Raw genomic sequence first — 21,061 nt, 5'->3', positions numbered from 1 at the left:
AAAAGGTGCGCCTAAAGGCACACCCTACGGCAGCAAAACCACCGTAGGGTGCGCACTTGCTGCGCACCTTATAAGGTCGCTTTAGCTACCGCCGGCTTTGGCTTTTTCCAGCGTGCTCACCACCAGATCATAAAGCTCTTGGCCCGGCAGGCCCTGGGCTTCCATGTCGGCAATCCACTTGTCGCGGATGGGCGTGGCGGCCTTGGCGCGGAACTCTTCGATCACCTCTGGAGCGATCTCAACTTTCTGCACGCCCTTCTCTTCGAGAACGGCATCCCACTTGGCCAGCAGTTCTGCGTAGTTGGCCAGGTAGTGATCCAGCGCCTCATCCACGGAGCTATCCAGCGCTTCGCGCTCAGCGTCGCTCAGGCTTTCATAGGCGTCGATGTTGACCACCACGGGGCAGTTCACGGTGCCGGGGTTCAGGTTGGCAGTCCACCAGTCGGCCTGGTTGATCGTGCCAAAGCTGAGGTGCGCGTGCTGGGCAAAGGCCACTGTGTCCACAACGCCCGATTCCATCGCCTGATAGGCTTCGGTCGCGGTCACGGAAGTGGGCACACCGCCCACAGCTTCGAACGCCTGGCCCAGACCGCCGGTGGCGCGGACACGCATGCCTTCAAAGTCTGCCAGGGTCGCACGCGGATCACCGGTGCCCACCAGGTTGTACTGCGGCATCGGTGAGGTCATCAGCAGCTTGGCATTCCACTGCGCCATTTCTTCGGTGGCGGCAGGGTGGGCGTAGACAGCTTTGGAGATGGCAACCTCTTGCTCAAGGTTTTCAACGCCCAAGAACGGCAGTTCCAGAACGGTCACAACACGGTTCTTGTCGCGGTGGTAGCCCGCACAGAACTGCGCCATCTCAAACGCGCCGATGGAGATCCCGTCGAGGTTTTCGCGGTTCTTGGACAGACCGCCGTAGCTGACGTTCATGGTGAATTCGCCGCCGGTCTTTTTGGAAACGAGTTCGGCAATCTTCTCTACGTGCTCGGTAAAGGCGCGGCGCTTGCCCCAAACGGAGACATTCCATTCGGTTGCTGCGGCTTCTGAGACGAAAGCAAAGCTGATGGCGCAGACAGCGGCGCCGCTAAGAAATTTGGTCATGGATATATGATCCTCCCTGATCGTATTGGTGGCGCGTGATCACAGGACAGACCAAGTTGACGCTGCATATGCAGCGCCCCTCCCGGCAGCGTCCCATCACCACAAACCATACCCCCGGTGATTATGGGGCTGGCGTGATTGGATACCGGCACTGAGGGCTTGGCAACAAAAAATCGGGGTGTGGCCTTGGCGGTCGGTTTTCATGTGGGATTTCAGTGGGTTTCGAACTGCAGGCCGCCGGGCGCGGGGGTGAAAATCAATCAAACGGGCCGGGATGTGCGACTTTTCGCACAAATCTTACGGGCTTTGTGCGGATTCTCGCACAGCTTTGCAGACCCAGGGATGCCGCGCTTTGGGGCGAAATGCGGCTGGAATCGTCTCAATAACAGCCGGGTATTTCCTTTCGAGCAGGCAAAATTTACAAACCCCAGCCGCTTTCGGGAAAATAATTTACAGCGAAGCCGTTGATTTAGAGATGCTTATTTCCTTCGCTTCACATAACGCTATGCTTGGCCCGCCACGGACGAGCCGTCTGGCCGACAAGACAAGGGGAGGAAGTCATGTCAGAACCCGCCGCAAAAACCTATCCGCCATCTGCCGATATGGCAGCAAATGCGCATGTAAACGCCGACAAATATGCGGCCATGTATGAGGCCTCCATCTCTGATCCAGATGGGTTCTGGCGCGAGCAGGCCGCACGGGTCGATTGGATCAAACCCTTCACCCAAGTCAAAGACGTCGATTACACGTTGGGGAACGTAAAGATTAATTGGTACGCCGATGGCGCGCTGAACGTGTCGGCCAACTGCATTGACCGCCACCTTGAGACGCGCGGCGATCAGACCGCGATCATCTGGGAGCCCGACAACCCCGAGGACGACGCCCAGCACATCACCTACAAGGCGCTGCACGCGGGCACCTGCAAGATGGCCAACATCCTGCGCGACCTGGGCGTGGGCAAAGGCGACCGCGTCATCATCTATATGCCCATGATCCCGGAGGCCGCTTATGCGATGCTGGCCTGCGCGCGGATCGGGGCGATCCATTCGATTGTCTTTGCCGGGTTCTCACCCGATGCTTTGGCAGCACGGGTCAACGGCTCTGAGGCCAAAGTGGTCATCACCGCTGATGAGGCCCCCCGCGGCGGGCGCGCCACGCCGCTGAAGACCAACGCAGACAAGGCGCTTGCCGCCTGTGACGACAGCGTGAAATGCCTCGTTGTGCGCCGCACCGGTGGCGATGTGCCTTGGAACGACGCGCGCGATGTTGATTACAACAAGATGGCCGAAACGGCCGCAGATACCTGTGAGCCAGAGGTGATGGGCGCCGAAGATCCGCTCTTTATCCTTTATACTTCAGGCTCAACCGGGCAGCCCAAGGGCGTGGTGCACACCACCGGCGGCTATCTGGTCTATGCGGCCATGACCCATGAGATTACCTTTGATTATCAAGAGGGTGACATCTATTGGTGCACGGCTGATGTCGGCTGGGTCACCGGGCACAGCTACATCGTTTATGGCCCGCTGGCCAATGGGGCCACCACGCTGATGTTTGAAGGCGTGCCCACCTTTCCCGATGCCTCGCGTTTCTGGCAGGTCTGTGAAAAGCACAAGGTGAACCAGTTCTACACCGCCCCCACCGCCATCCGTGCGTTGATGGGCCAGGGCGATGATTTTGTGAAGAAATGCGATCTGTCCTCGCTCAAACTTTTGGGCACCGTGGGCGAGCCGATCAACCCCGAGGCCTGGAACTGGTACAATGAGGTTGTGGGCGGCGGCACCTGCCCCATCGTGGACACCTGGTGGCAGACCGAAACCGGCGGTCACCTGATGACCCCCCTGCCCGGTGCGCATGCAATGAAACCCGGTGCTGCGATGAAGCCGTTTTTTGGCGTCCAGCCCAAGGTGTTGGAACCCACCACAGCCGAAGAGCTGACTGCGAACCCCGCTGAGGGTGTGTTGGTCATCGCCGACAGCTGGCCGGGGCAAATGCGCACCGTTTGGGGCGATCATGCGCGCTTTGAAAAGACCTATTTCGCCGATTACCCCGGCTATTATTTCACCGGTGACGGCTGCAAACGCGATGCCGATGGCGATTACTGGATCACGGGCCGCGTGGATGACGTGATCAACGTCTCTGGCCACCGGATGGGCACCGCTGAGGTGGAAAGCGCGCTGGTTGCCCATACCAAAGTGGCTGAGGCTGCGGTGGTGGGCTATCCACACGACATCAAGGGTCAGGGCATCTATTGCTATGTGACGCTGATGGGCGGCGAAGAGCCATCCGAAGAGTTGCGCACAGAGCTGCGCAATTGGGTCCGGTCTGAGATCGGGCCGATTGCCTCTCCTGACCTCATCCAATGGGCCCCCGGCCTGCCCAAGACCCGCTCTGGCAAGATCATGCGCCGCATCCTGCGCAAAATCGCCGAAGATGATTTTGGCGCGCTGGGGGACACCTCAACCCTGGCCGAACCTGCGGTGGTGGATGAGCTGATTGAGAACCGGATGAACCGCAAATAACACCCAGGCCGGGCGTTTTGCCGCGCCCGACGCCGCAAAAAAGCACAATATCGCCGCGATCTGGGCCTGTAACTGACCCGATCGCGGCCTATCTTCCCTTGTCAAAGGCCGGTTTGACCGGCAAGCAGAAGGGCAGATCGATGGGCGTCTATGGACAAATCAGCAAGGCCGTGTCAGCGCAAGCTGCGATGACGGACCGCTTAAGCCCCTTTTCCCCTCAGGACACCCGCGCCCTGCGCGACGCCTTTGGCCGCTTTGGCACGGGCGTGACTGTGGTGACCACACAGACGCCGGATGGCCCTTTGGGCATGACCGCGAATTCGTTTTCCTCTGTTTCGCTTGAGCCACCGTTGGTGTTGTGGTCGGCTGCGTTGCGGTCCAAACGTCATGACGCTTTTGTCCAGGCACAGGCCTATGCCATCCACATCCTGGGCGAGGACCAGCGTGACCTGGCCAGCCATTTCGCCACCCAGGGCCATGATTTTTCGCGCTTTGACTGGGCCGCCGGTCCGGGCGGCGCGCCAGAGCTGTCGGGCTGTTTGGCAGTCTTTCATTGCACGCCCCATGCGGTGCATCCCGCAGGCGATCATTCGATCATTGTAGGTGAGGTCCAGCATGCCGCCGCCACCCCCGGCGCGGGCGCTGGCCTGCTGTTTGATCAGGGGCGCTTTGGCCGCTTTGCGCCCCAGGGCTAGGGCGCAACGCTTTCTCCTGTTATAACCTGCATGACGCCGCCTTTAGAACCTGGGGTTTCGGGCAGGGTTCTTAAGGCTCAGATTGCCGCATCTCCGCTTTCGAGCGTTTGACCCAGCTTAGCCCACCGCCCTCAATAATCTTTCTCAAAGAAGATACCGACACCGCTGTTGCCGTCGCTTTCCAACGTCGCCTTGCCTTTGAGGTTCGATGTGATGTCAAGGTTCAGTGAAACCTCTCCGGTGCCGTCTGAGGCTGCAGTGATATCGGTATAGACGTTTTCTGAGATGTATTTGCCCGCACGCACCGCCGTCGCGCCGCTGTCCGTGGTGGTCACATCAAGATCATCCAGGCCAAAGCCTGCCCGCAGGTTGGAAATGATGTTCACCCCGCTGCCGCCCGCCAGCGTGGCCACGGCATTGGCCAGTTGTAGCGCTTGAAACGGAGAGATGTCTGAAATCTTCCGCCCAAACAGGATCTGTGCCAGCACCTCATCCTGTGGGGCCTCTGGGGTCGCCTCAAACCGCACTTCGGGCGCGTCGGCGGGGCCATCGACAATGATGCGCGCTTCGCCGGTGTCGGTGCTGGTGGTGGTGACAAAACGGATGTAGGGTAGCAAATCGCCCAGGAATTGCACCGTGCCTTCGGTCAGATCAAAGCGCTGGCCAAGAATATCAAGCCTGCCGCGCAGCAGGTCAAACGCGCCCGAGGAAATGACACGCCCGGTGCTGCCGCTCAGCGCCAATGCGCCCCCCAGCTCCGCGTCCAGCCCCCTGCCCCGCACAAAGATCCGGTTGGGCGCGTTGATGCGCAGGTCCAGGCCAAAGCCGCCGCCAGTTGACGCGGCCTGGGTCGTCGCGGCGTCCGCCTCCAGCCCTGCCTTGCGGCGGGTCGCGTTCACGGCGGGGGCCGCGCCGATATGGGTGATGTCAGGGATCTCGCCGATGCTGGTGATCCCGGTGGAGGGGATATTGACCGTGGTTTCCCCAAGATTGATGTCCCCGCTGATCCGCGCCCCCCCGGTCAACGGGCCTGCCAGGCGCAGCGCGCCGTTCAACCAGGTCCGGTAAAGGCGTGGGTCGGTCAGGATCAGGTCTTGGAGCAGGATTTGCAGATCCGCCGGGTAAGAGGAGGTCAGCGTCACCCCACCTTCCGCGCGCAAGCGACCGCCCTCACTGGCGCTGCCGCTCACTGCGATGTTGGCGCGGTTGCGGGCAAGCCGGACGTCAGCAGCGATATCCTGCAAGGTCAGCCGCAGATTAGGCGCGGTAAAGGTGGCCCCTCGGGTCGCGATTGTGCCTGAGACCGACGACAGCGCAGGCGGGCCGTTCACCGCCAGATCAAAGCGCGCCTGACCTTGCAGATCACGCGGGGCCAAAAACGGCCCTGCCAGCCCCAGCGGCGCGTTGCCATTCAGCGCCATGGCCAATGTGCCATCCGCCGCGATGCGCCCGGAAAGGGCCGCTTGCGTGCCCGATGGCCCATCTGCGGCTGTGTCCAGCGCCCAGCCTTCCCCTGCGCGTTTGGCGCTGCCCGTGACGCGCAGCGGCCCGCTCAGTTTGGCCACCAGGGCACCGATGTTGGGCAATGAGACATCAAAACGCAGGTTGGCCGCAGGGCCCGTGGCGATGCCGTCCACACGGGCTTGGCTGGCATAGGGGCCGGTGGCCGTTGTGCTCAGCGACAGCCCCTGCGGGGTCTGGGCCACCGTGCCTTGTGCGGCCAGCGGGCCAGAGAGCGCGGGCACCAGCGGGTTCACCTCAGGCAGGGCCACATCAAAGGCCAGCTTCATGTCGGGACCGGTCGCCAGACCGTCCACCGCAAGCCTGCTGTCATAAGGCCCACGCGCGGTGCTGCGCAGCATCAGGCCCGCCTCGGATTGTTTCAGGGTGCCGCTGGCCTGCAGGGGGCCGCGCACCTCAGGGGCCAGTGGCTGCACATCCGGCAGGGCCACATCAAAGCTGAGATCGAGCGCAGGCGTCAGCCCCCCGGCAAGTGCAGCTTTCAGCGCGTAGGGACCGGTGGCATCGGTATCAATCTGCCAGCCGCCATCCGGCTTTTGGCTCAGCACACCTTGGGCCGTCACGGGGCCTTCGATCTGATCGGCAAAGGGTTTGACGTTAGGCACATCAGCGGTAAAGAGCAGCGCCATCTCCGGCCCGGTGACGCGCCCCTTGGCCGTGAACGCCGCATCATAGGGCCCTAGGGTGGAGGCATCCACACGCCAGCCAATGGCGTCTTGGGTGGCCTCAGCGATGACCACGACAGGCCCGGCATATTGCGGTACCACAAGGCCCACGTCAGCAAGGCGGAACCGCGCGGCAGCGCTGCTGTTGTCGCGGCGCAGATCGGCGCTGCCTGTCAGGTTCAGCGCGCTGTTGCGCAGGATTAGATCCGACAGCCGGGTGCCTTGCGCATCGCGGACCGCTGCAAAGCTGAGGTCGGTCTGACCGGCCAGAACCGCATCCGCCTGGGCGATGCCAAGGGCCAGATCATTGGTGCGCCCCTGCGCGCGCAGATCAAACTGACCACTCAGCGGCACAACGCTGCCTTTCAGGGCAAGCTGGGTGCTGCCTTGCAAATCCTGCCCCGCAAGGGCAGCGAAACGGGCAAGGTTCTGCGCCTCCAACGTGGCATCCAAAGTGGTTCTGAGGCCGGTCTCCACCCCCTCAATCACGCTCTCCCCTGTCAGGGCATAATCCGCCCCGGCAAGCGACAGGGCGTCAATGCGCAGGGGCTGATCTTCGGTGTAGGCAATGCGCGCGTTGCCCGTCACACTGTCGCCCACCGCAGCGGTCAAGGCAGGATCGGTCAGATCAATGCCCCGTGCTGCAAACCGCAGATCGCCCGCAAAGGCGCCGATGCTGCCAACCGCGCCACTTAACGTGCCGCCCAGCCCAATCCGCGCAGTGGCGAGCGTCAGATCAGGCCGCGTCAGCCCTGCCAGCTCAAATGCCGCCGTCACCGCTTCATCGTCTGCGGCATCGTAATCCACCTGCAGATCCACGCGCTGCACCTGGGTTGCCGTGCCACCCAGCGGCAACAGGATGGGCGTGCCATCGGGCTGGGCGATTTGTCCGGTGATGTCGATCCGGGTGGGCCAGTTGTCCGCGTTCAGCGTCAGGGTGCCCGCAATCTCAGCCGCCTCAGCGCGCAGGGCAAAGGCGCGCAGCTCCAGGCCGCCAGGGGCTGGCAGGCGCGCGTCTGCGCTCAGGGCCACATCCTGCCCGAAAAAGTCGCGGAACCGGGGGGCCAGCAGCGCGGTGATGTCGCCGCTGATGTCAGCTGTGATCACGCGGTCCGCGTCCTCAGACGCCAGTGTCACCTGCCCGGCCAGCCGCTCTTGCCCTTGAGTGGCAATGCGCACATCTGCAACGAAGGCCTCTAACGGGCCACTGCCCTCCACGCGCAAATCCACGTCCGGCTCATCGGGGATGTTGAGCAGTTTGGCCGCAATCCCCTCAGGCCCTTCGCTGAGCGCCAGCAGCAGCTCCAGCGTTGCAGCGCTGCGGTCCAGGTTGCCTTGCAGCGCAAAACGCCCTTGCTTGCCGTCTGTGCGATCCGCGGTCAGGTCAATGTTCGCCTGCGCCCCTGTTAACGCCGCTGAGGCCGCAACAGAAAGCTGCGCCGCCTCGCCCATGACCGGGGCACCGATGTTGATCTGAGCAATGGAAAAGGTGCCAATCTCAACCGACACCGGCAAATCCGGCAGGCTGAAGGGTGCCGCCTCGGCCTCGGGCACCGCGCCCTCATCCGTCAGCGGCAAGCGCGGCACATCCAAACGTTGCGCGGTAAGGCTTTCCACCTCCAGCCGTCCCCGCAACAAGGCTGAGCGGTTCCACACCAGCGACGCCCCCTCAAGCGTGAGCCAGACACCCTCATCATCAGCAATGGTCATCCGGTCGAAAGAGGCGGTGGAACTCAGCGCCCCGGCAAAGCCATCAATGCTCACGGTCCGGCCCGCACTGCTTAGCACATCCTGAAGCGTGCGGGTCAGAAAACCCTTATCCTCTTCCTCTTGCCCAAAGGCTAAGGAAAAGGTGCTAAGCGTCAGCAGCGCGGCGAGCCATATGTAGCGCAAAATACGCATCAAAACGCCTGCCCGATGCCGATGTAGATCTGGAAATTCTCATCCGTGTCAGGCCCGGATACCGGCACCGCCACGTCCACGCGAATGGGGCCAATGCCGGTGTCATAGCGCAGGCCAATCCCAGCACCTGCATGCCACTCACCAGACCCGTCATAGAATTCCTCTTCGCCGATATAGCCGCCGTCCAAAAACCCGACGACGCCAATGCGGTCAGATACTTTCACCCGCGCCTCAGCCGAAATCGCCAGAAAACTGCGCCCGCCCACGGTTTCCCCGGTGGGCAGGGTCACCCCCAGCGCCTGATAGGGTTGCCCGCGCACGGTGCCCCCGCCGCCGGAATAGAACAGGTAATCCGCGGGTGCGAGGTCCAGATCAGGGCCAAAGACCGTGCCAAGCTGGCCGCGCAGGGCCAATGTGATGGGCCGCGCCTCACCAAAGGTGCGATAGGTGCGCGCATCAAGCGCGGCCCGCACACCGTTGTCCGATCCGCTGAGCGCCAGAAACGGCGTCACACTGGCATCCAGATAATACCCCGATGTGGCATCAAGCGCGGTATCGCGGTAATCAAACCTGGCCCCAAGCGGCAGGGTCAACAGGGTATAGCGCTGCTCGCCAAAGGCATCTCGCGTCTCGGCCCGGCGCAGGCCCAGACCAAAGCGGTAGGTCCGGTTTTCGCTGGCGATGCGTTCAATCCCGGCCTCCAGATCGCCCTGGCGGGAAAAATAATTCACCTCATCGAGCTGCTCAATACTGGCAAGCGCGTAGAAATTGGTGTCTTCGTTAAAGGTCGCTGGACGCTCAAACCGGGCGGACAGGGTATAGTCCTCGCCCCCGGAATTGCCGCCGATCCCGCCAATTTCACCGTCAACGCGCAGCCGTTCCGCGCCGCCCAAAAGGTTGCGGTGCAACCAGAATGCGCTCAGCGTCAGCCCCTCAAGCGATCCAAGCTCAGCCCCAAAGCCAAACCGCCGGGGCGGTGCCTCTGTTACCTGCGCGGTGATCGGCAGCGTGTTGTTGGGCCCGATCGCCTCGGCCTCAAGCATCGCGGCAGAGCTGAAAGCGCCGGTGCGGCGCAACCGGCCCGCGGCAAGCCGCAGCGCGTCAGGGGAATAGACCTCCCCCTCTGGCAGCCCTGCAATTTCGATGATCCGCGCGCGGCGGACGTCTTTGTTGCCCTCAACCCCCAGCGCGCCAAACCGCAAACGGGGGCCGGGGTCCAGCGTCAGTTCCGCGTTGATGGTTTGCGTCTTGTGCTCTGCGGTCAGGTTTTGTGCGGCCAACCGCGCCTTGGCATGCCCCTCCGCGCGCCATCCATCGACCCCTGCGGTCACGGTGTCTTTCAACACGCCCAAGCTGGCGATTTGACCGCTGGCAAAACCATCAGGCAGCGCGGTCTCTGGGGCCACCGGGCTGACCGACGCGCGGCCAAAGCGGAACAAACGGCCCGGCGTGACCTCAATCACCGCCCGGCGGATGGTCCCACCCGGCTGCACTGGCGGCACGGTGGACGCATCGCGGCCATCCAGTTTGATTTTGATGATGGGGCCGAAATACCCGTTGTCGTAAAGAACGGCCAGCAACCGGCCATAATCCGCCTGCGCGGCGGCAACAACTTCTTGTGAAGACGCAGCCGTTTCCTCGGCGGCCTGTTCAAACAACAACGATCCGCCCCGCAGGATGCTGTAGAGCGTGCTGTCGGGTGCCACGCCTTTCAGCTGCACTTCTGCGGCCAAGGCCGGCAGGCCCGCGCAGACCCAAAGGGCCGCGCCAATATGCCATTTCGATAGCATTTTCAGCCGCTTAAAAACTGCCGTCACGCGCACCACACTGCCTTTATTCGTTGACCGCACCGCGTCTTGGGTTCTGCCCCAACCCAAAACACTGCTTTAGCTACAGGATGTAGCTTGCCCGGCCCCTTTGTGCAAATAATCCGGCACGGCCCGGAGGGGCGCGCAAAACGCGGCGATGCCGTCTCATGAATGTGCAGTTGTGGTACCCGCGGCCGGGCTCGAACCGGCACGGCCTTTCGGCCCAGAGATTTTAAGTCTCTTGTGTCTACCATTCCACCACGCGGGCTAAGCGTGCCTGGGCCATGAATGCCCCTGCCTTCATTACGGCCTTAAAACCCTGATAACAATGCACAACGCGCAGCAAATTGTTGGAATAAGGTGCGCATCCCCTGCGCAAAGCTGCGCACCCGGTGCGCGATGCGGAATGAAGGGTTCTCACCCTAACGCTTCAAAGCTCTTCGCCCGGCAGCCCAAGGGGCGCGCCATCTGCCAGCAGGGCGCGCTCAGACAGCCAGGGGTTATTGCCCACCGCGATCAACATTTGCGCCCGTGCCTCTTCCAGACGGCCCAGGTTCATCAGGGTCAGCGCCCGGCCCGATTGTGCGCCGATATGCAAGGGTTGCAGGCGCAGCGCCATGTCCAGATCCGCCAGCGCGGCCTCATAGTTTTGCTGCAGAAAATTGACATAGGCTCGTTGATTGAACCCTTCCGCATAGGTCGGGCAATAGGCCACCAGCCGGTCGTATTCCCGGATGGCACCGGCGAAATCAAACGCCTGATGGCGCTGCATGCCCGCATCCAACGCAGCCTGGGCTTGCTCGTCGGGCGCACGCAGCCATATCTTCCACATCTCGTCTGACGCCCGCCTGCCTGCGCGGTCATCCTCCGCCGCTTGCGCCTGGGCAATCAGCGCTTGCAGCTCTTCTTGGGTATCAGCAGGCGCCGGACAGGCCGCCAGCGCGGGGTTGTGCATGCAGCCAAAGCCGCAGCGATGATCAAAGAACGCATTTTCATGGCGCAAAACGTGGCGTGCCTGCGCGCAGGGTCAAGAGCCTTCGGCCAACATCACCTCTTTCACCGCTTCCATCGCAACATAGGTGGAGGTGTTGGCCACATGCGGCAAAGACGAAATCGTCTCGCCCAGGAACTGCCGATAGGCGGTCATGTCGCGGGTCCGCACCTTGAGCAAATAGTCGAAATGACTGGCAATCATATGCGCCTGTTCGATCTCAGGCACCTTGGCGACAGCGGCGTTGAAGGCGCGCAAGGCGCTCTCTCTTGTGTCGCTTAGACGTACCTCGACAAAGGCCACGTGATCAATGCCCAACCGGATCGGATCCAACATTGCGCGGTAGCCCAGGATCACGCCCTGCTCTTCCAGCCGCCGCAGGCGGGCCTGGGTCGGGGATTTGGACAGCCCAATCCGTTTGGCCAGATCCGTGATGCTGATCCGGCCATCTTCGGCCAAGACCGCCAGAATCGCGCGGTCGAAACGATCAAGCTCTGCATATTCGTTTGTCATGCAATTTCCCCCAATTCAGGTCATTATGACCCCTCTTTCAATAATGATAAGTCAAATCGACTGTCAATATCCGCCTATACTATAGAAATTCACGGATGGAGAACCCGATGGCTTTTGACAGTGCTGCCCCCCGCCGGCTTTGGCTTGATCAACACACCTATGCGGACCCCGCCACAGTGATCCCCGAGCTGATCACAACGGCGGCCTTGTCGCCCCAGGACCGCAGCCAGATCACCGCCCGAGCCGCCGACCTGGTGCGCGCCATTCGCAGCACCACCGCCCCTGGGCTGATGGAAGTGTTCTTGGCCGAATATGGCCTCTCCACCGATGAAGGCGTGGCGCTGATGTGCCTAGCCGAGGCGCTCTTGCGGGTGCCTGACGCCGATACGATGGACGCGCTGATCGAAGACAAAATCGCACCCTCAGACTGGGGCCGCCACCTGGGCCATTCCACCTCAAGCCTTGTTAACGCCTCCACCTGGGCGCTGATGCTGACGGGCCGTGTGTTGGACGATGATCAACCCGGCCCCGTCCGCCACCTGCGCGCCGCGATCAAACGCCTGGGAGAGCCGGTGATCCGCACCGCCGTCACCCGGGCCATGAAAGAGATGGGCCGCCAGTTTGTGCTGGGCGAAGACATCACCGCCGCGATGGACCGCGCGCGGGGGATGGAACAAGACGGGTTCACCTACAGCTACGACATGCTGGGCGAAGCCGCCCGGACTGAAGCCGACGCCAAACGCTATCACCTCAGCTATTCCCGCGCCATCGCGGCCATCGCCACGGCCTGTACGGACAGTGACATCCGCAAGAACCCCGGCATCTCGGTCAAACTTTCTGCGCTGCACCCGCGCTATGAGGTGGCCCAGGAAGAGGCGGTGATGACCGATCTGGTTCCGCGCCTGCGCGCCCTGTGCCTGTTGGCCAAATCAGCCGGCATGGGCCTGAACGTCGATGCCGAAGAAGCCGACCGGCTGGCGCTGTCGCTGGATGTGATCGACCGCGTGATGGCCGAACCCGCGCTGGCCGGATGGGACGGCTTTGGCATTGTTGTGCAGGCCTATGGCCCGCGCGCAGGCCGGGTGATTGACGCGCTTTACGATATGGCCGCGCAGCACCAGCGGCGCATCATGGTGCGGCTGGTGAAAGGGGCCTATTGGGACACTGAAATCAAACGCGCCCAGGTCGAAGGCATTGATGGCTTTCCGGTCTTTACCCAAAAGGCCGCGACCGACGTCAGCTATATCGCCAATGCGCGCAAGCTTTTGGGGCTGACCGACCGGATCTACCCGCAGTTTGCCACCCATAACGCGCATACCGTGGCGGCCATCCTGCATATGGATGCGCCCAAAGACGCCTATGAATTCCAACGTCTTCACGGCATGGGCGAAACGCTGCACCGTCTGGTGATGGCGCAGGAAAACACCCGCTGCCGGATCTACGCGCCTGTGGGCGCTCACCGGGATTTGCTGGCCTATCTGGTGCGCCGCCTGCTGGAGAACGGCGCGAACTCCAGCTTTGTGAACCAAATCGTTGACGCCGATGTCCCGCCCGAGGTGGTGGCCGCTGATCCGTTTGAACAGGTGGGCCAGAACGTCATCCCCCTGCCCAAGGGGCCGGATCTGTTCCAGCCACTGCGGCGCAATGCCCAGGGCTTTGATCTCAGCCATGCGCCAACCCTGGCCCTGATCGACAAGGCCCGCGCGCCCTATCAAACCGCCACATGGCAGGCAGCCCCGCTGCTGGCAACGCCGCCCGCCCCCCAAGATCCACAGCCCGTGGCCAACCCCACTGGTGCCACCTCGCCGGGACAGGTGCGCGCCGCCTCAGCCGCAGATGTGGCCGCCGCACTTAAGGCTGCCACCCCCTGGACGCCCCGCTTGAGGAACGCCGCACCGCCCTGCGCAAAGCCGCTGACCTGATCGAAGAACACTACGGTGAAATCTTTGCCCTTTTGGCCCGTGAAGCCGGCAAAGGCTTGCCCGATTGCGTGGCCGAACTGCGCGAAGGTGTGGATTTCTTGCGCTACTACGCCGCTCAGGCCACCGGCGCGCCGGCGGCGGGGGTCTTTACCTGCATCTCGCCGTGGAACTTTCCCATGGCGATTTTCACGGGCCAGATCTCAGCCGCTCTGATCGCGGGCAACGCCGTGCTGGCCAAACCTGCGGAACAGACGCCGCTGGTGGCCCACCGCATTGTCACCCTTTTGCACGACGCAGGGGTGCCGCGCACCGCCCTGCAACTGTTGCCGGGGGACGGCGCGGTGGGGGCCGCCCTGACCGGGGACGCCCGTGTCAACGGCGTGGCCTTTACCGGATCTACCGCAACGGCGCTGAAAATCCGCGCTAACATGGCCGAACACTGCGCGCCCGGCACGCCGCTGATTGCTGAGACAGGCGGGCTGAATGCCATGATCGTGGACAGCACCGCCTTGCCCGAACAGGCGGTGCAATCCATCATCGAATCCGCCTTTCAATCTGCGGGCCAGCGCTGCTCGGCGCTGCGCTGTTTGTATGTGCAAGAAGACATTGCAGAAGGCTTTACTGAGATGCTGATCGGCGCGATGCACGCGCTCAACATGGGCGACCCCTGGCATCTAAGCACCGATGTCGGCCCCGTGATTGACGCAGATGCCCAATCCACCATCGCCCATCACATTGCGGCAGCCCGTGCTGAGGGCCGCGTCTTGGCTGAGCTGCACACACCCCAAGACGGCACCTTTATCGCCCCCACCTTGATCAAGGTCGGCGGCATCGCGGATCTGAAGCGTGAGATCTTCGGCCCTGTCCTGCACATCGCCACCTTCAAAGCGGCAGAGCTGGATGCCGTGATTGAGGCGATCAATGGCACCGGATACGGGCTAACTTTTGGGCTGCACACCCGCATTGATGACCGCGTCCAATATGTGTCTGAGCGGATTGAGGCGGGCAACATCTACATCAACCGCAATCAGATCGGTGCCATTGTGGGCAGCCAGCCTTTCGGCGGCGAAGGCCTGTCGGGCACCGGGCCCAAAGCGGGCGGCCCCAACTATCTGCCGCGCTTTGCAGACCCCGATCCACAAAGCACGCAGGCCACATGGGACAGCGCGCAGGCAGATCTGCCTGCCCTGCCACCGGCGGTGGCTGCACCCGCGCGCCCGTCTGAAACCCTGTCCCTGCCTGGCCCAACCGGCGAATCCAACCGCCTCAGCACGCTGGCACGCCCGGCCTTGCTGTGCATGGGTCCAGGGTCAGAGGCCGCAGCCGCTCAGGCCCGCGCGGTTGAGGCGCTTGGCGGCACAGCCCTGCTGGCCCACGGCCAGATTGCCGCCGCTGACCTGACAACCGGCCCCGCCTACGGTGGTGTGTTGTGGTGGGGCGATGCCCAGACCGCCCGCGCGATTGAGACGGCGTTGGCCCAGCGCTCAGGGCCGATCATGCCGCTGATCACGGGCCTGCCTGATCCCGCTCGGGTGCGCGCCGAACGCCACGTCTGCGTCGACACCACCGCATCGGGTGGCAACGCTGCACTCTTGGGGGCCGCAAGCTAAGCGCGCGCGCCCCTTCGTCCGCGTCACCCTTCTGCGCCCCTGCATCACGGGGGCGCGCCAACCCACTTGACGCCCCATGCGCAATCCCGCAGCGTGCCGCCATGTTTCCGATCCGTGATCATAACCCCTCAGGGCGCACGCCTTATGTGACCTACGTCCTGATGGCCGCCAACATCGGTATCTTTCTCAGCTACCTGCCCATCCTGTCCGAACCTCGGGCGCTGAACGCCTTTTTTGCCACCTATGCGCTGATCCCGGCGCAACTGAGCGCCGGATACGGGTACGAAGACCTCTTCTCCTCCATGTTCCTGCACGCAGGCTGGATGCATCTGGCGGGCAACATGCTGTTTTTATGGATCTACGGCGACAACGTCGAAGATGAGATGGGGCATCTGCGGTATCTTCTGTTCTATCTGCTCTGCGGCATTGCGGCGGGCCTGGCGCAGGTGATGTTTGAACCGCTCAGCCAGGTGCCGATGGTCGGAGCCTCTGGGGCGATTGCCGGTGTGATGGGCGCCTATTTGTTGCTCTATCCCAAGGCCAAGGTCGATATTCTGGTCATCTTCATCGTCTTTTTCCGCATCTTCCCCATCCCCGCATGGATCTTGTTGGGCCTGTGGTTCGCGCTGCAGTTCTTTGGCGGGCTGTCTGCCGATCCCAATACCGGCGGCGTGGCCTATTGGGCGCATGCGGGCGGCTTTATCGCCGGTGCGATCCTTGCGGTACCGGTCTGGCTGCGCCGCGGGGCAACCGCCTTTTGGGAACGCACCGATGGCCATCCGCCCCACCCTGAGGCCACCTATCCGCGCATCAACAACAGCCGCATTCCCAAGATCAAACGCAAATGACCAGCGCGCCAATGGACATCCGCGCAACCTGTCATTGCGGTGCCGTGGCGCTGACAGCCACCCTACCCCATGGCCTGGGCGACGCGGCCCGCTGCACCTGCTCGTTCTGCGCGCGCAGGCAAGCGGCTGCGGTCACCGCCACGGCTTCTTCTGTGCGCCTGATCAAAGGGGGCGATCAGCTGACCTGTTACAGCTGGGGCACGCAAACGGCGAAACATTACTTTTGCAAGCGCTGTGGGATCTATACCCACCACCAAAGACGCTCAGATCCTACGGAATGCGGCATAAACCTGGGCTGCATCGAGGGCGTTAATACCTGGGAGCACGAACCGCTGCCCTGGAACGACGGCGTGAACCACCCCTCCGACAGGCAGCGTTAGGGGCAGAACCCCAAACAGCACCAAAGCCCATGCGCTTAGTCGCGGATCACCTTGGCAAAGCCGGTGAATATCGCCTCATTGGCGCAAATCACTTCACCATTGCCCAGAATATCACGGTCACTGCGCAGCGGCTCAACCAGGCCGCCCGCCTCACGGACGATCAAGATACCGGCGGCCAGATCCCAGGCGTTCAAACGGCGTTCCCAGAACCCGTCATAGCGCCCCGCGCCCACATAGGCCAAATCAAGCGATGCCGCACCCCAGCGCCGCACTCCGGCACACACCGGCAGAATGCGCGCCAATTCCTGCAGCGTCTCAGGCAAATCCGCGCGCCCGCCAAAGGGCAGACCCGTGGCAAAAATCGCCTCAATCATCCGGTTGCGCCCAGAGACGCGCAACCGGCTTTCGTTCATCCAGGCACCGGCCCCTTTTTCGGCAAAGAACATCTCGTCCTTTGAGGGGTCATAGACCACACCTGCCACGATCTGGCCTTTGTGCTCTAGGGCGATGGAAATCGCCCAATGTGGCAGCCCGTGCAGAAAATTCGTGGTGCCATCCAGCGGGTCCACGATCCAGCGGCGCGTGGGGTCTTGGCCTTCTTCGCCGCCCCCTCCTCGGCCAGCCAGCCATAGGTCGGGCGTGCGCCCATCAGCTCTTCTTTCAAGATCGCCTCAGCGGCCAAATCCGCCTTGGACACGAAATCCCCGGCCCCCTTCATGGACACCTGCAGGTTCTCAACCTCGCGGAAGTCTTTGACAAGCGACCGGCCCGCCTTGCGCGCGGCCTTGAGCATGATGTTCAGATTTGCGCTGCCAACCATTGTGGAGACTCCTATCGGGCGATCAGATGCCCCCTTTATGCCGCAGCGGCGCGCTTGCCAAGGGGGGCGCGGGGCGAACCCCGGTTGCAATGCACAAAGCGCAGGCGCACTTACGCCGCAACGTCACGCGATCCCTGCTTGCACTTCGGCCCGACGCTGGCACTCTGCCATGACCTGAGGAGGAAAACGACAATGACACAAAAAATGCAAACCATCGTGCTGGCCAGCCGCCCCGACGGCGCGCCAACGCAGGAGAACTTCCGCCTTGAAAGCGCGGATATGCCCACCCCGGCGGAGGGTGAGATCCTGGTCGAGGTGACCCATATGTCGCTTGATCCCTATATGCGCGGCCGGATGGACGACGCCAAATCCTATGCCGCCCCCGTGCCGATTGGCGGCACAATGGAAGGCGGCGGCGTGGGCCGGGTGATTGCCTCCAACGCGGAGGGCTTTGCGCCGGGCGATCATGTCTTTGGCATGTTCGGCTGGGCCAGCCACAGCACCGCAGACGCGCGCATGTGCCGCAAACTCGACCCCGCTCAGGCCCCGGTGACAACAGCTCTTGGTGTTCTGGGCATGCCGGGCTTTACCGGTTGGTGGGGCCTGAACGCCTACGGCCGCCCACAAGCCGGCGAAACCCTGGCCGTGGCAGCCGCCACAGGTCCGGTGGGCTCCATGGTGGGGCAACTGGCAAAGGCCAAGGGCCTGCGCACTGTGGGCATCGCCGGGGGGCTGGCAAATGCGCAATGGCGACGGAGCAATTTGGCTTTGACGCCTGCATCGACCACCGCGCCTACAGCGACGTGCGCAGCCTGCGCGCCGCCCTGAAAGAGGTCTGCCCCAAAGGCATCGACGTCTATTTCGAAAACGTGGGCGGCACTGTGCTGGAGGCCTGCCTGTCGCTGATGAACCCGCACGGACGCATCCCCGTCTGCGGCATGATCGCGTGGTACAATGCAGGCGGCCTGGGTGCGAACGCAGAGGGGCTGACCGGACCTAAGCTGTGGCGCACCATTCTGGTGAATTTTCTCAGCGTGAACGGCTTTATCATCTCCAACCACTGGAACCATTTCCCTGAGTTCGTGGCCGAGGTGGCGCTGATGATTGCAGATGGCCGGGTGAGATACCAAGAGGACATCACCCAAGGGCTGGAGAACGCGCCGCAAGCCTTCATGGATCTGTTAACGGGCGGCAATCAGGGCAAAGCGATCGTGCAAATCGCATAAGGCGGCACCCAGCGGCAGAGCGCGGAATTGAGTTATAGCAAGAAAGATGAAGCACAGGGCGGCGCGCTTCATCTTTCCCCTACAATTCCGGGGTCCGGGGCAGCGCCCCGGGCGGGTGCTGCATTTACTCAGCTTGCAATTTGCGCGCCTCATCCCCGGCCAGCGCCAAAAGCTGCTGCATATAGGGTTTGTCCAGATCATCCTGGCGCACAGCGGCATAAAGCCTGCGGGTCACGCCAGATTTGGTCAGGGGCCGCGTGACATAATCTGAGGAATATTTGACCTCTCGCACCACCCAATCGGGCAGCACCGACACCCCCCGGTTTGATGCCACCAACAGCAAGATGACCGCCGTCAACTCCACCTGCCGGATTGCGGCCGGTTCGACCTTGGCCGGGATCAGCACCTGGCTGAAGACATCCAGCCGGGTTTTATCCACCGGATAGGTGATCAGGGTCTCGCCGCGAAAATCCTGCGCCTCGACAAAGGGTTTTGCCGCCAGCGGATGGCTGCTGGCCGCCACAAAGACGGCGTTATAGTCGAAAAGCTCTACAAAGGTGACGCCGGGCAGCTCTTCTGGATCGGAGGAAACCACCAAATCCACTTCTTCACGCAAGAGTGCGGGCAGCGCGTCAAAAGCCAGGCCGGGGCGGATATCGACGTCCACATCGGGCCAGCTGCGGCGGAAGTTTTCCAATACCGGAAACAGCCATTCAAAACAGGCGTGACACTCAATCGCGATGTGCATCCGGCCCGTGTTGCCCGCCCGCAGCCCGGAGAATTCATCTTGCAAGGCTTCGACCTGCGGCAACACCTGGTCCGCCAGTTTCAGCAGGCGCTGACCAGCTGGCGACAGTTTCAGCGGTTTGGAGCGGCGCACGAAAAGCTCCACCCCCGCCTGATCTTCCAAGCCTTTGACCTGATGGGACAAAGCCGATTGCGTGATGTTCATTTTCTCTGCGGCACGGGCAAGGCCACCTGCCTCATGGATGGCTTTGATCGTGCGCAGGTGGCGGAACTCAATATGCATTTGAGCAAATCCTCATATAAAAGATGAGAGTTATGAATTTGTTTCACATTGCACATCATGACACAAGGAGCCAACGACAAAAGGAACCCAGCTATGCCGCTCTCGTCTGTCTCGTTTGAAGTCTTTCCACCGCGCAGCGTTGATGCTGCCTTTACGCTGTGGGACACGGCGCAGGCGCTTGCACCGCTGGCCCCGCGGTTTTTCTCTGTCACCTATGGCGCGGGCGGGACAACGCGGGATCTGACCCACGATGCCGCCCATGTCTTGCACCGCACCTCAGGTCTGCCAGTCGCGGCGCATCTGACCTGTGTGGGGGCCAGCAGGGCCGAAACGCTTGAAACAGCAGATAAATTCGCCTCCGCTGGGGTGACTGACATTGTGGCGCTACGGGGTGATCCGCAAAACGGCGATACAGCTTTTACCCCGCATCCAGACGGGTTTGCCGACAGCTGCGCGCTGATTGAGGCGCTGGCCACGCGCGGGGGGTTTACCATCCGGGTTGGGGCCTATCCCGACAGCCATCCCGAAGCCGCCGACATGCAGGCCAACATCACCTGGCTGAAACGCAAGTTTGACGCAGGTGCCGATGAGGCGATCACCCAGTTCTTTTTTGAGCCTGAGACCTTTTTGCGCTTTCGCGATGCCTGCGCGGCGACGGGCATCGACAAACCCATTACCCCGGGCATCCTGCCCATCATCAACTGGACCTCGGCGCGCGCCTTTGCCACGCGTTGCGGCACGCCGGTGCCAGGCTGGCTGGAGGATGCCTTTGACGCGGCCCAGCGCGACGGGCGGCATGATCTGCTGGCCACCGCATTGTGCACCGAATTGTGCAGCAGCCTGATTGATGAGGGGGTCGAAGACCTGCATTTCTACACGCTCAACCGCGCGCATCTGACCCGCGATGTGTGCAGAGCGCTCGGAGTGACCTCAGGCGTGGCCCTTTCAGACGTGGCGTAACGGCTTGCTCTGCTTGCGTTTTGCCCGCACCATCTGCGGTGCGACACGTGACCGGAGACCCCAATGCCCCGCATTGCCACCCACCCAGATGATCTGTTGAGCCTGGCTGAAACGCTGAAACTCAGCGGTTTGGAGTATATGCAATCCATCCTTGATGGCACCAATCCCGGCCCACCTATTGGCGGGGCCATGGGCTATGTGCTGCACGCTGTCGAAGAGGGGCGCGTGGTGTTTCGGGGCAGTCCCAGCTTTGAGATGACCAACCCCATGGGCACGGTGCATGGCGGCTGGTACGGCACGCTGCTTGATTCCGCGATGGCCTGTGCGGTGATGACCAGGGTGCCGCGCGGATCGGTCTATACGACGTTGGAATATAAGATAAACATCCTGCGCGCGATCCCGGTAGGCATGCAAATCGATTGCATTGGCACCACCGATCATGTCGGCCGCTCCACCGGAGTGGCCCATGGTGAGATCTCGCGGCGTGGAGGACGGCAAGCTTTATGCCATAGGCTCCACCACCTGCATCGTGATGAAAGCCTCTTAAGGG

General features: G+C 62.4%; 11 protein-coding genes, 1 tRNA gene and 4 pseudogenes. 8 read left to right on the top strand and 8 right to left on the bottom strand.

From position 1 onward, the window contains the following. Window positions 1-81 precede the first annotated feature (81 nt). Entirely contained in the window at window positions 82-1,101 is a 1,020-nt protein-coding gene (locus ACZ1HM_RS07025) for a C4-dicarboxylate TRAP transporter substrate-binding protein (RefSeq protein WP_472742134.1), read from the bottom strand. Window positions 1,102-1,661: 560 nt separating this feature from the next. Between ACZ1HM_RS07025 and acs the strand changes: the two genes are divergently transcribed. Together acs and ACZ1HM_RS07015 are read left to right on the top strand one after the other, a co-directional pair. Beyond that, window positions 1,662-3,620: an acetate--CoA ligase gene (acs, locus tag ACZ1HM_RS07020; protein ID WP_472742133.1), complete on the top strand. Its 1,959-nt coding sequence runs from the start codon at window positions 1,662-1,664 to the stop codon at window positions 3,618-3,620. 188 nt (window positions 3,621-3,808) lie between these two features. Continuing rightward, window positions 3,809-4,315, top strand: coding sequence for a flavin reductase family protein (locus ACZ1HM_RS07015; protein ID WP_472744581.1), 507 nt, complete (start codon window positions 3,809-3,811; stop codon window positions 4,313-4,315). 131 nt (window positions 4,316-4,446) lie between these two features. Here ACZ1HM_RS07015 and ACZ1HM_RS07010 read toward each other — a convergent pair whose 3' ends face one another. From ACZ1HM_RS07010 to ACZ1HM_RS06990, 5 genes are all read right to left on the bottom strand, one after another. Then, the gene (locus tag ACZ1HM_RS07010; RefSeq protein WP_472742132.1) at window positions 4,447-8,403 is read right to left on the bottom strand and encodes a translocation/assembly module TamB domain-containing protein; all 3,957 of its coding nucleotides are present in this window, start codon (window positions 8,401-8,403) and stop codon (window positions 4,447-4,449) included. After that, a complete protein-coding gene (locus ACZ1HM_RS07005; RefSeq protein WP_472742131.1) occupies window positions 8,403-10,193 on the bottom strand; it encodes an autotransporter assembly complex protein TamA in 1,791 nt (596 codons plus the stop codon). Before ACZ1HM_RS07005 ends, ACZ1HM_RS07010 begins: the two co-directional genes overlap by 1 nt. A 200-nt stretch (window positions 10,194-10,393) precedes the next feature. After that, a tRNA-Leu gene (locus ACZ1HM_RS07000) sits at window positions 10,394-10,479 on the bottom strand. Between the two features lie 162 nt (window positions 10,480-10,641). After that, window positions 10,642-11,214 (bottom strand): tetratricopeptide repeat protein, encoded by a 573-nt coding sequence (locus ACZ1HM_RS06995; RefSeq protein WP_472742130.1) that lies wholly within the window; start codon window positions 11,212-11,214, stop codon window positions 10,642-10,644. 24 nt (window positions 11,215-11,238) lie between these two features. Next, complete coding sequence (locus ACZ1HM_RS06990) at window positions 11,239-11,715, bottom strand: Lrp/AsnC family transcriptional regulator (protein WP_472742129.1); 477 nt, start codon at window positions 11,713-11,715, stop codon at window positions 11,239-11,241. Between the two features lie 107 nt (window positions 11,716-11,822). Here ACZ1HM_RS06990 and putA point away from each other — a divergent pair. From putA to ACZ1HM_RS06975, 3 genes and pseudogenes are all read left to right on the top strand, one after another. Further along, window positions 11,823-15,247, top strand: a pseudogene (putA, locus tag ACZ1HM_RS06985) (bifunctional proline dehydrogenase/L-glutamate gamma-semialdehyde dehydrogenase PutA). A gap of 101 nt (window positions 15,248-15,348) precedes the next feature. Then, window positions 15,349-16,095, top strand: coding sequence for a rhomboid family intramembrane serine protease (locus tag ACZ1HM_RS06980; RefSeq protein ID WP_472742128.1), 747 nt, complete (start codon window positions 15,349-15,351; stop codon window positions 16,093-16,095). Continuing rightward, window positions 16,092-16,475: a GFA family protein gene (locus tag ACZ1HM_RS06975; protein ID WP_472742127.1), complete on the top strand. Its 384-nt coding sequence runs from the start codon at window positions 16,092-16,094 to the stop codon at window positions 16,473-16,475. The genes ACZ1HM_RS06980 and ACZ1HM_RS06975 overlap by 4 nt, the downstream gene beginning before the upstream one ends. A gap of 35 nt (window positions 16,476-16,510) precedes the next feature. On the opposite strand, the pseudogene ACZ1HM_RS06970 reads toward ACZ1HM_RS06975, so the two are convergent. Continuing rightward, window positions 16,511-17,295, bottom strand: a pseudogene (locus ACZ1HM_RS06970) (inositol monophosphatase family protein). Between the two features lie 192 nt (window positions 17,296-17,487). Between ACZ1HM_RS06970 and ACZ1HM_RS06965 the strand changes: the two are divergent. After that, window positions 17,488-18,521, top strand: a pseudogene (locus ACZ1HM_RS06965) (NADP-dependent oxidoreductase). 124 nt (window positions 18,522-18,645) lie between these two features. Here the strand turns inward: ACZ1HM_RS06965 and ACZ1HM_RS06960 are convergent. After that, window positions 18,646-19,551 carry a LysR family transcriptional regulator gene (locus ACZ1HM_RS06960; protein ID WP_472742126.1) on the bottom strand — a complete coding sequence of 302 codons (906 nt, stop codon included), beginning with the start codon at window positions 19,549-19,551 and terminating at the stop codon, window positions 18,646-18,648. A gap of 93 nt (window positions 19,552-19,644) precedes the next feature. Here ACZ1HM_RS06960 and metF point away from each other — a divergent pair, with 93 nt between their 5' ends. Together metF and ACZ1HM_RS06950 are read left to right on the top strand one after the other, a co-directional pair. Then, window positions 19,645-20,511: a methylenetetrahydrofolate reductase [NAD(P)H] gene (gene metF, locus ACZ1HM_RS06955; RefSeq protein WP_472742125.1), complete on the top strand. Its 867-nt coding sequence runs from the start codon at window positions 19,645-19,647 to the stop codon at window positions 20,509-20,511. A 63-nt stretch (window positions 20,512-20,574) separates the two neighbouring features. Beyond that, window positions 20,575-21,058, top strand: a pseudogene (locus ACZ1HM_RS06950) (PaaI family thioesterase). Window positions 21,059-21,061: the final 3 nt, after the last annotated feature.

This window comes from Sulfitobacter sp. GN1-4 (genome assembly GCF_055693825.1).
The sequence above is the reverse complement of the archived record's forward strand: the minus strand, read 5'-3'. Positions and strand labels throughout refer to the sequence as shown.

Bases quoted from the DNA above. Each gene is read 5' to 3' on its own strand.
- ACZ1HM_RS07025 (WP_472742134.1), bottom strand. From the start codon at position 1,101: ATGACCAAATTTCTTAGCGGCGCCGCTGTCTGCGCCATCAGCTTTGCT.
- acs (WP_472742133.1), top strand. From the start codon at position 1,662: ATGTCAGAACCCGCCGCAAAAACCTATCCGCCATCTGCCGATATGGCA.
- ACZ1HM_RS07015 (WP_472744581.1), top strand. From the start codon at position 3,809: ATGACGGACCGCTTAAGCCCCTTTTCCCCTCAGGACACCCGCGCCCTG.
- ACZ1HM_RS07010 (WP_472742132.1), bottom strand. From the start codon at position 8,403: ATGCGTATTTTGCGCTACATATGGCTCGCCGCGCTGCTGACGCTTAGC.
- ACZ1HM_RS07005 (WP_472742131.1), bottom strand. From the start codon at position 10,193: ATGCTATCGAAATGGCATATTGGCGCGGCCCTTTGGGTCTGCGCGGGC.
- ACZ1HM_RS06990 (WP_472742129.1), bottom strand. From the start codon at position 11,715: ATGACAAACGAATATGCAGAGCTTGATCGTTTCGACCGCGCGATTCTG.
- ACZ1HM_RS06980 (WP_472742128.1), top strand. From the start codon at position 15,349: ATGTTTCCGATCCGTGATCATAACCCCTCAGGGCGCACGCCTTATGTG.
- ACZ1HM_RS06975 (WP_472742127.1), top strand. From the start codon at position 16,092: ATGACCAGCGCGCCAATGGACATCCGCGCAACCTGTCATTGCGGTGCC.
- ACZ1HM_RS06960 (WP_472742126.1), bottom strand. From the start codon at position 19,551: ATGCATATTGAGTTCCGCCACCTGCGCACGATCAAAGCCATCCATGAG.
- metF (WP_472742125.1), top strand. From the start codon at position 19,645: ATGCCGCTCTCGTCTGTCTCGTTTGAAGTCTTTCCACCGCGCAGCGTT.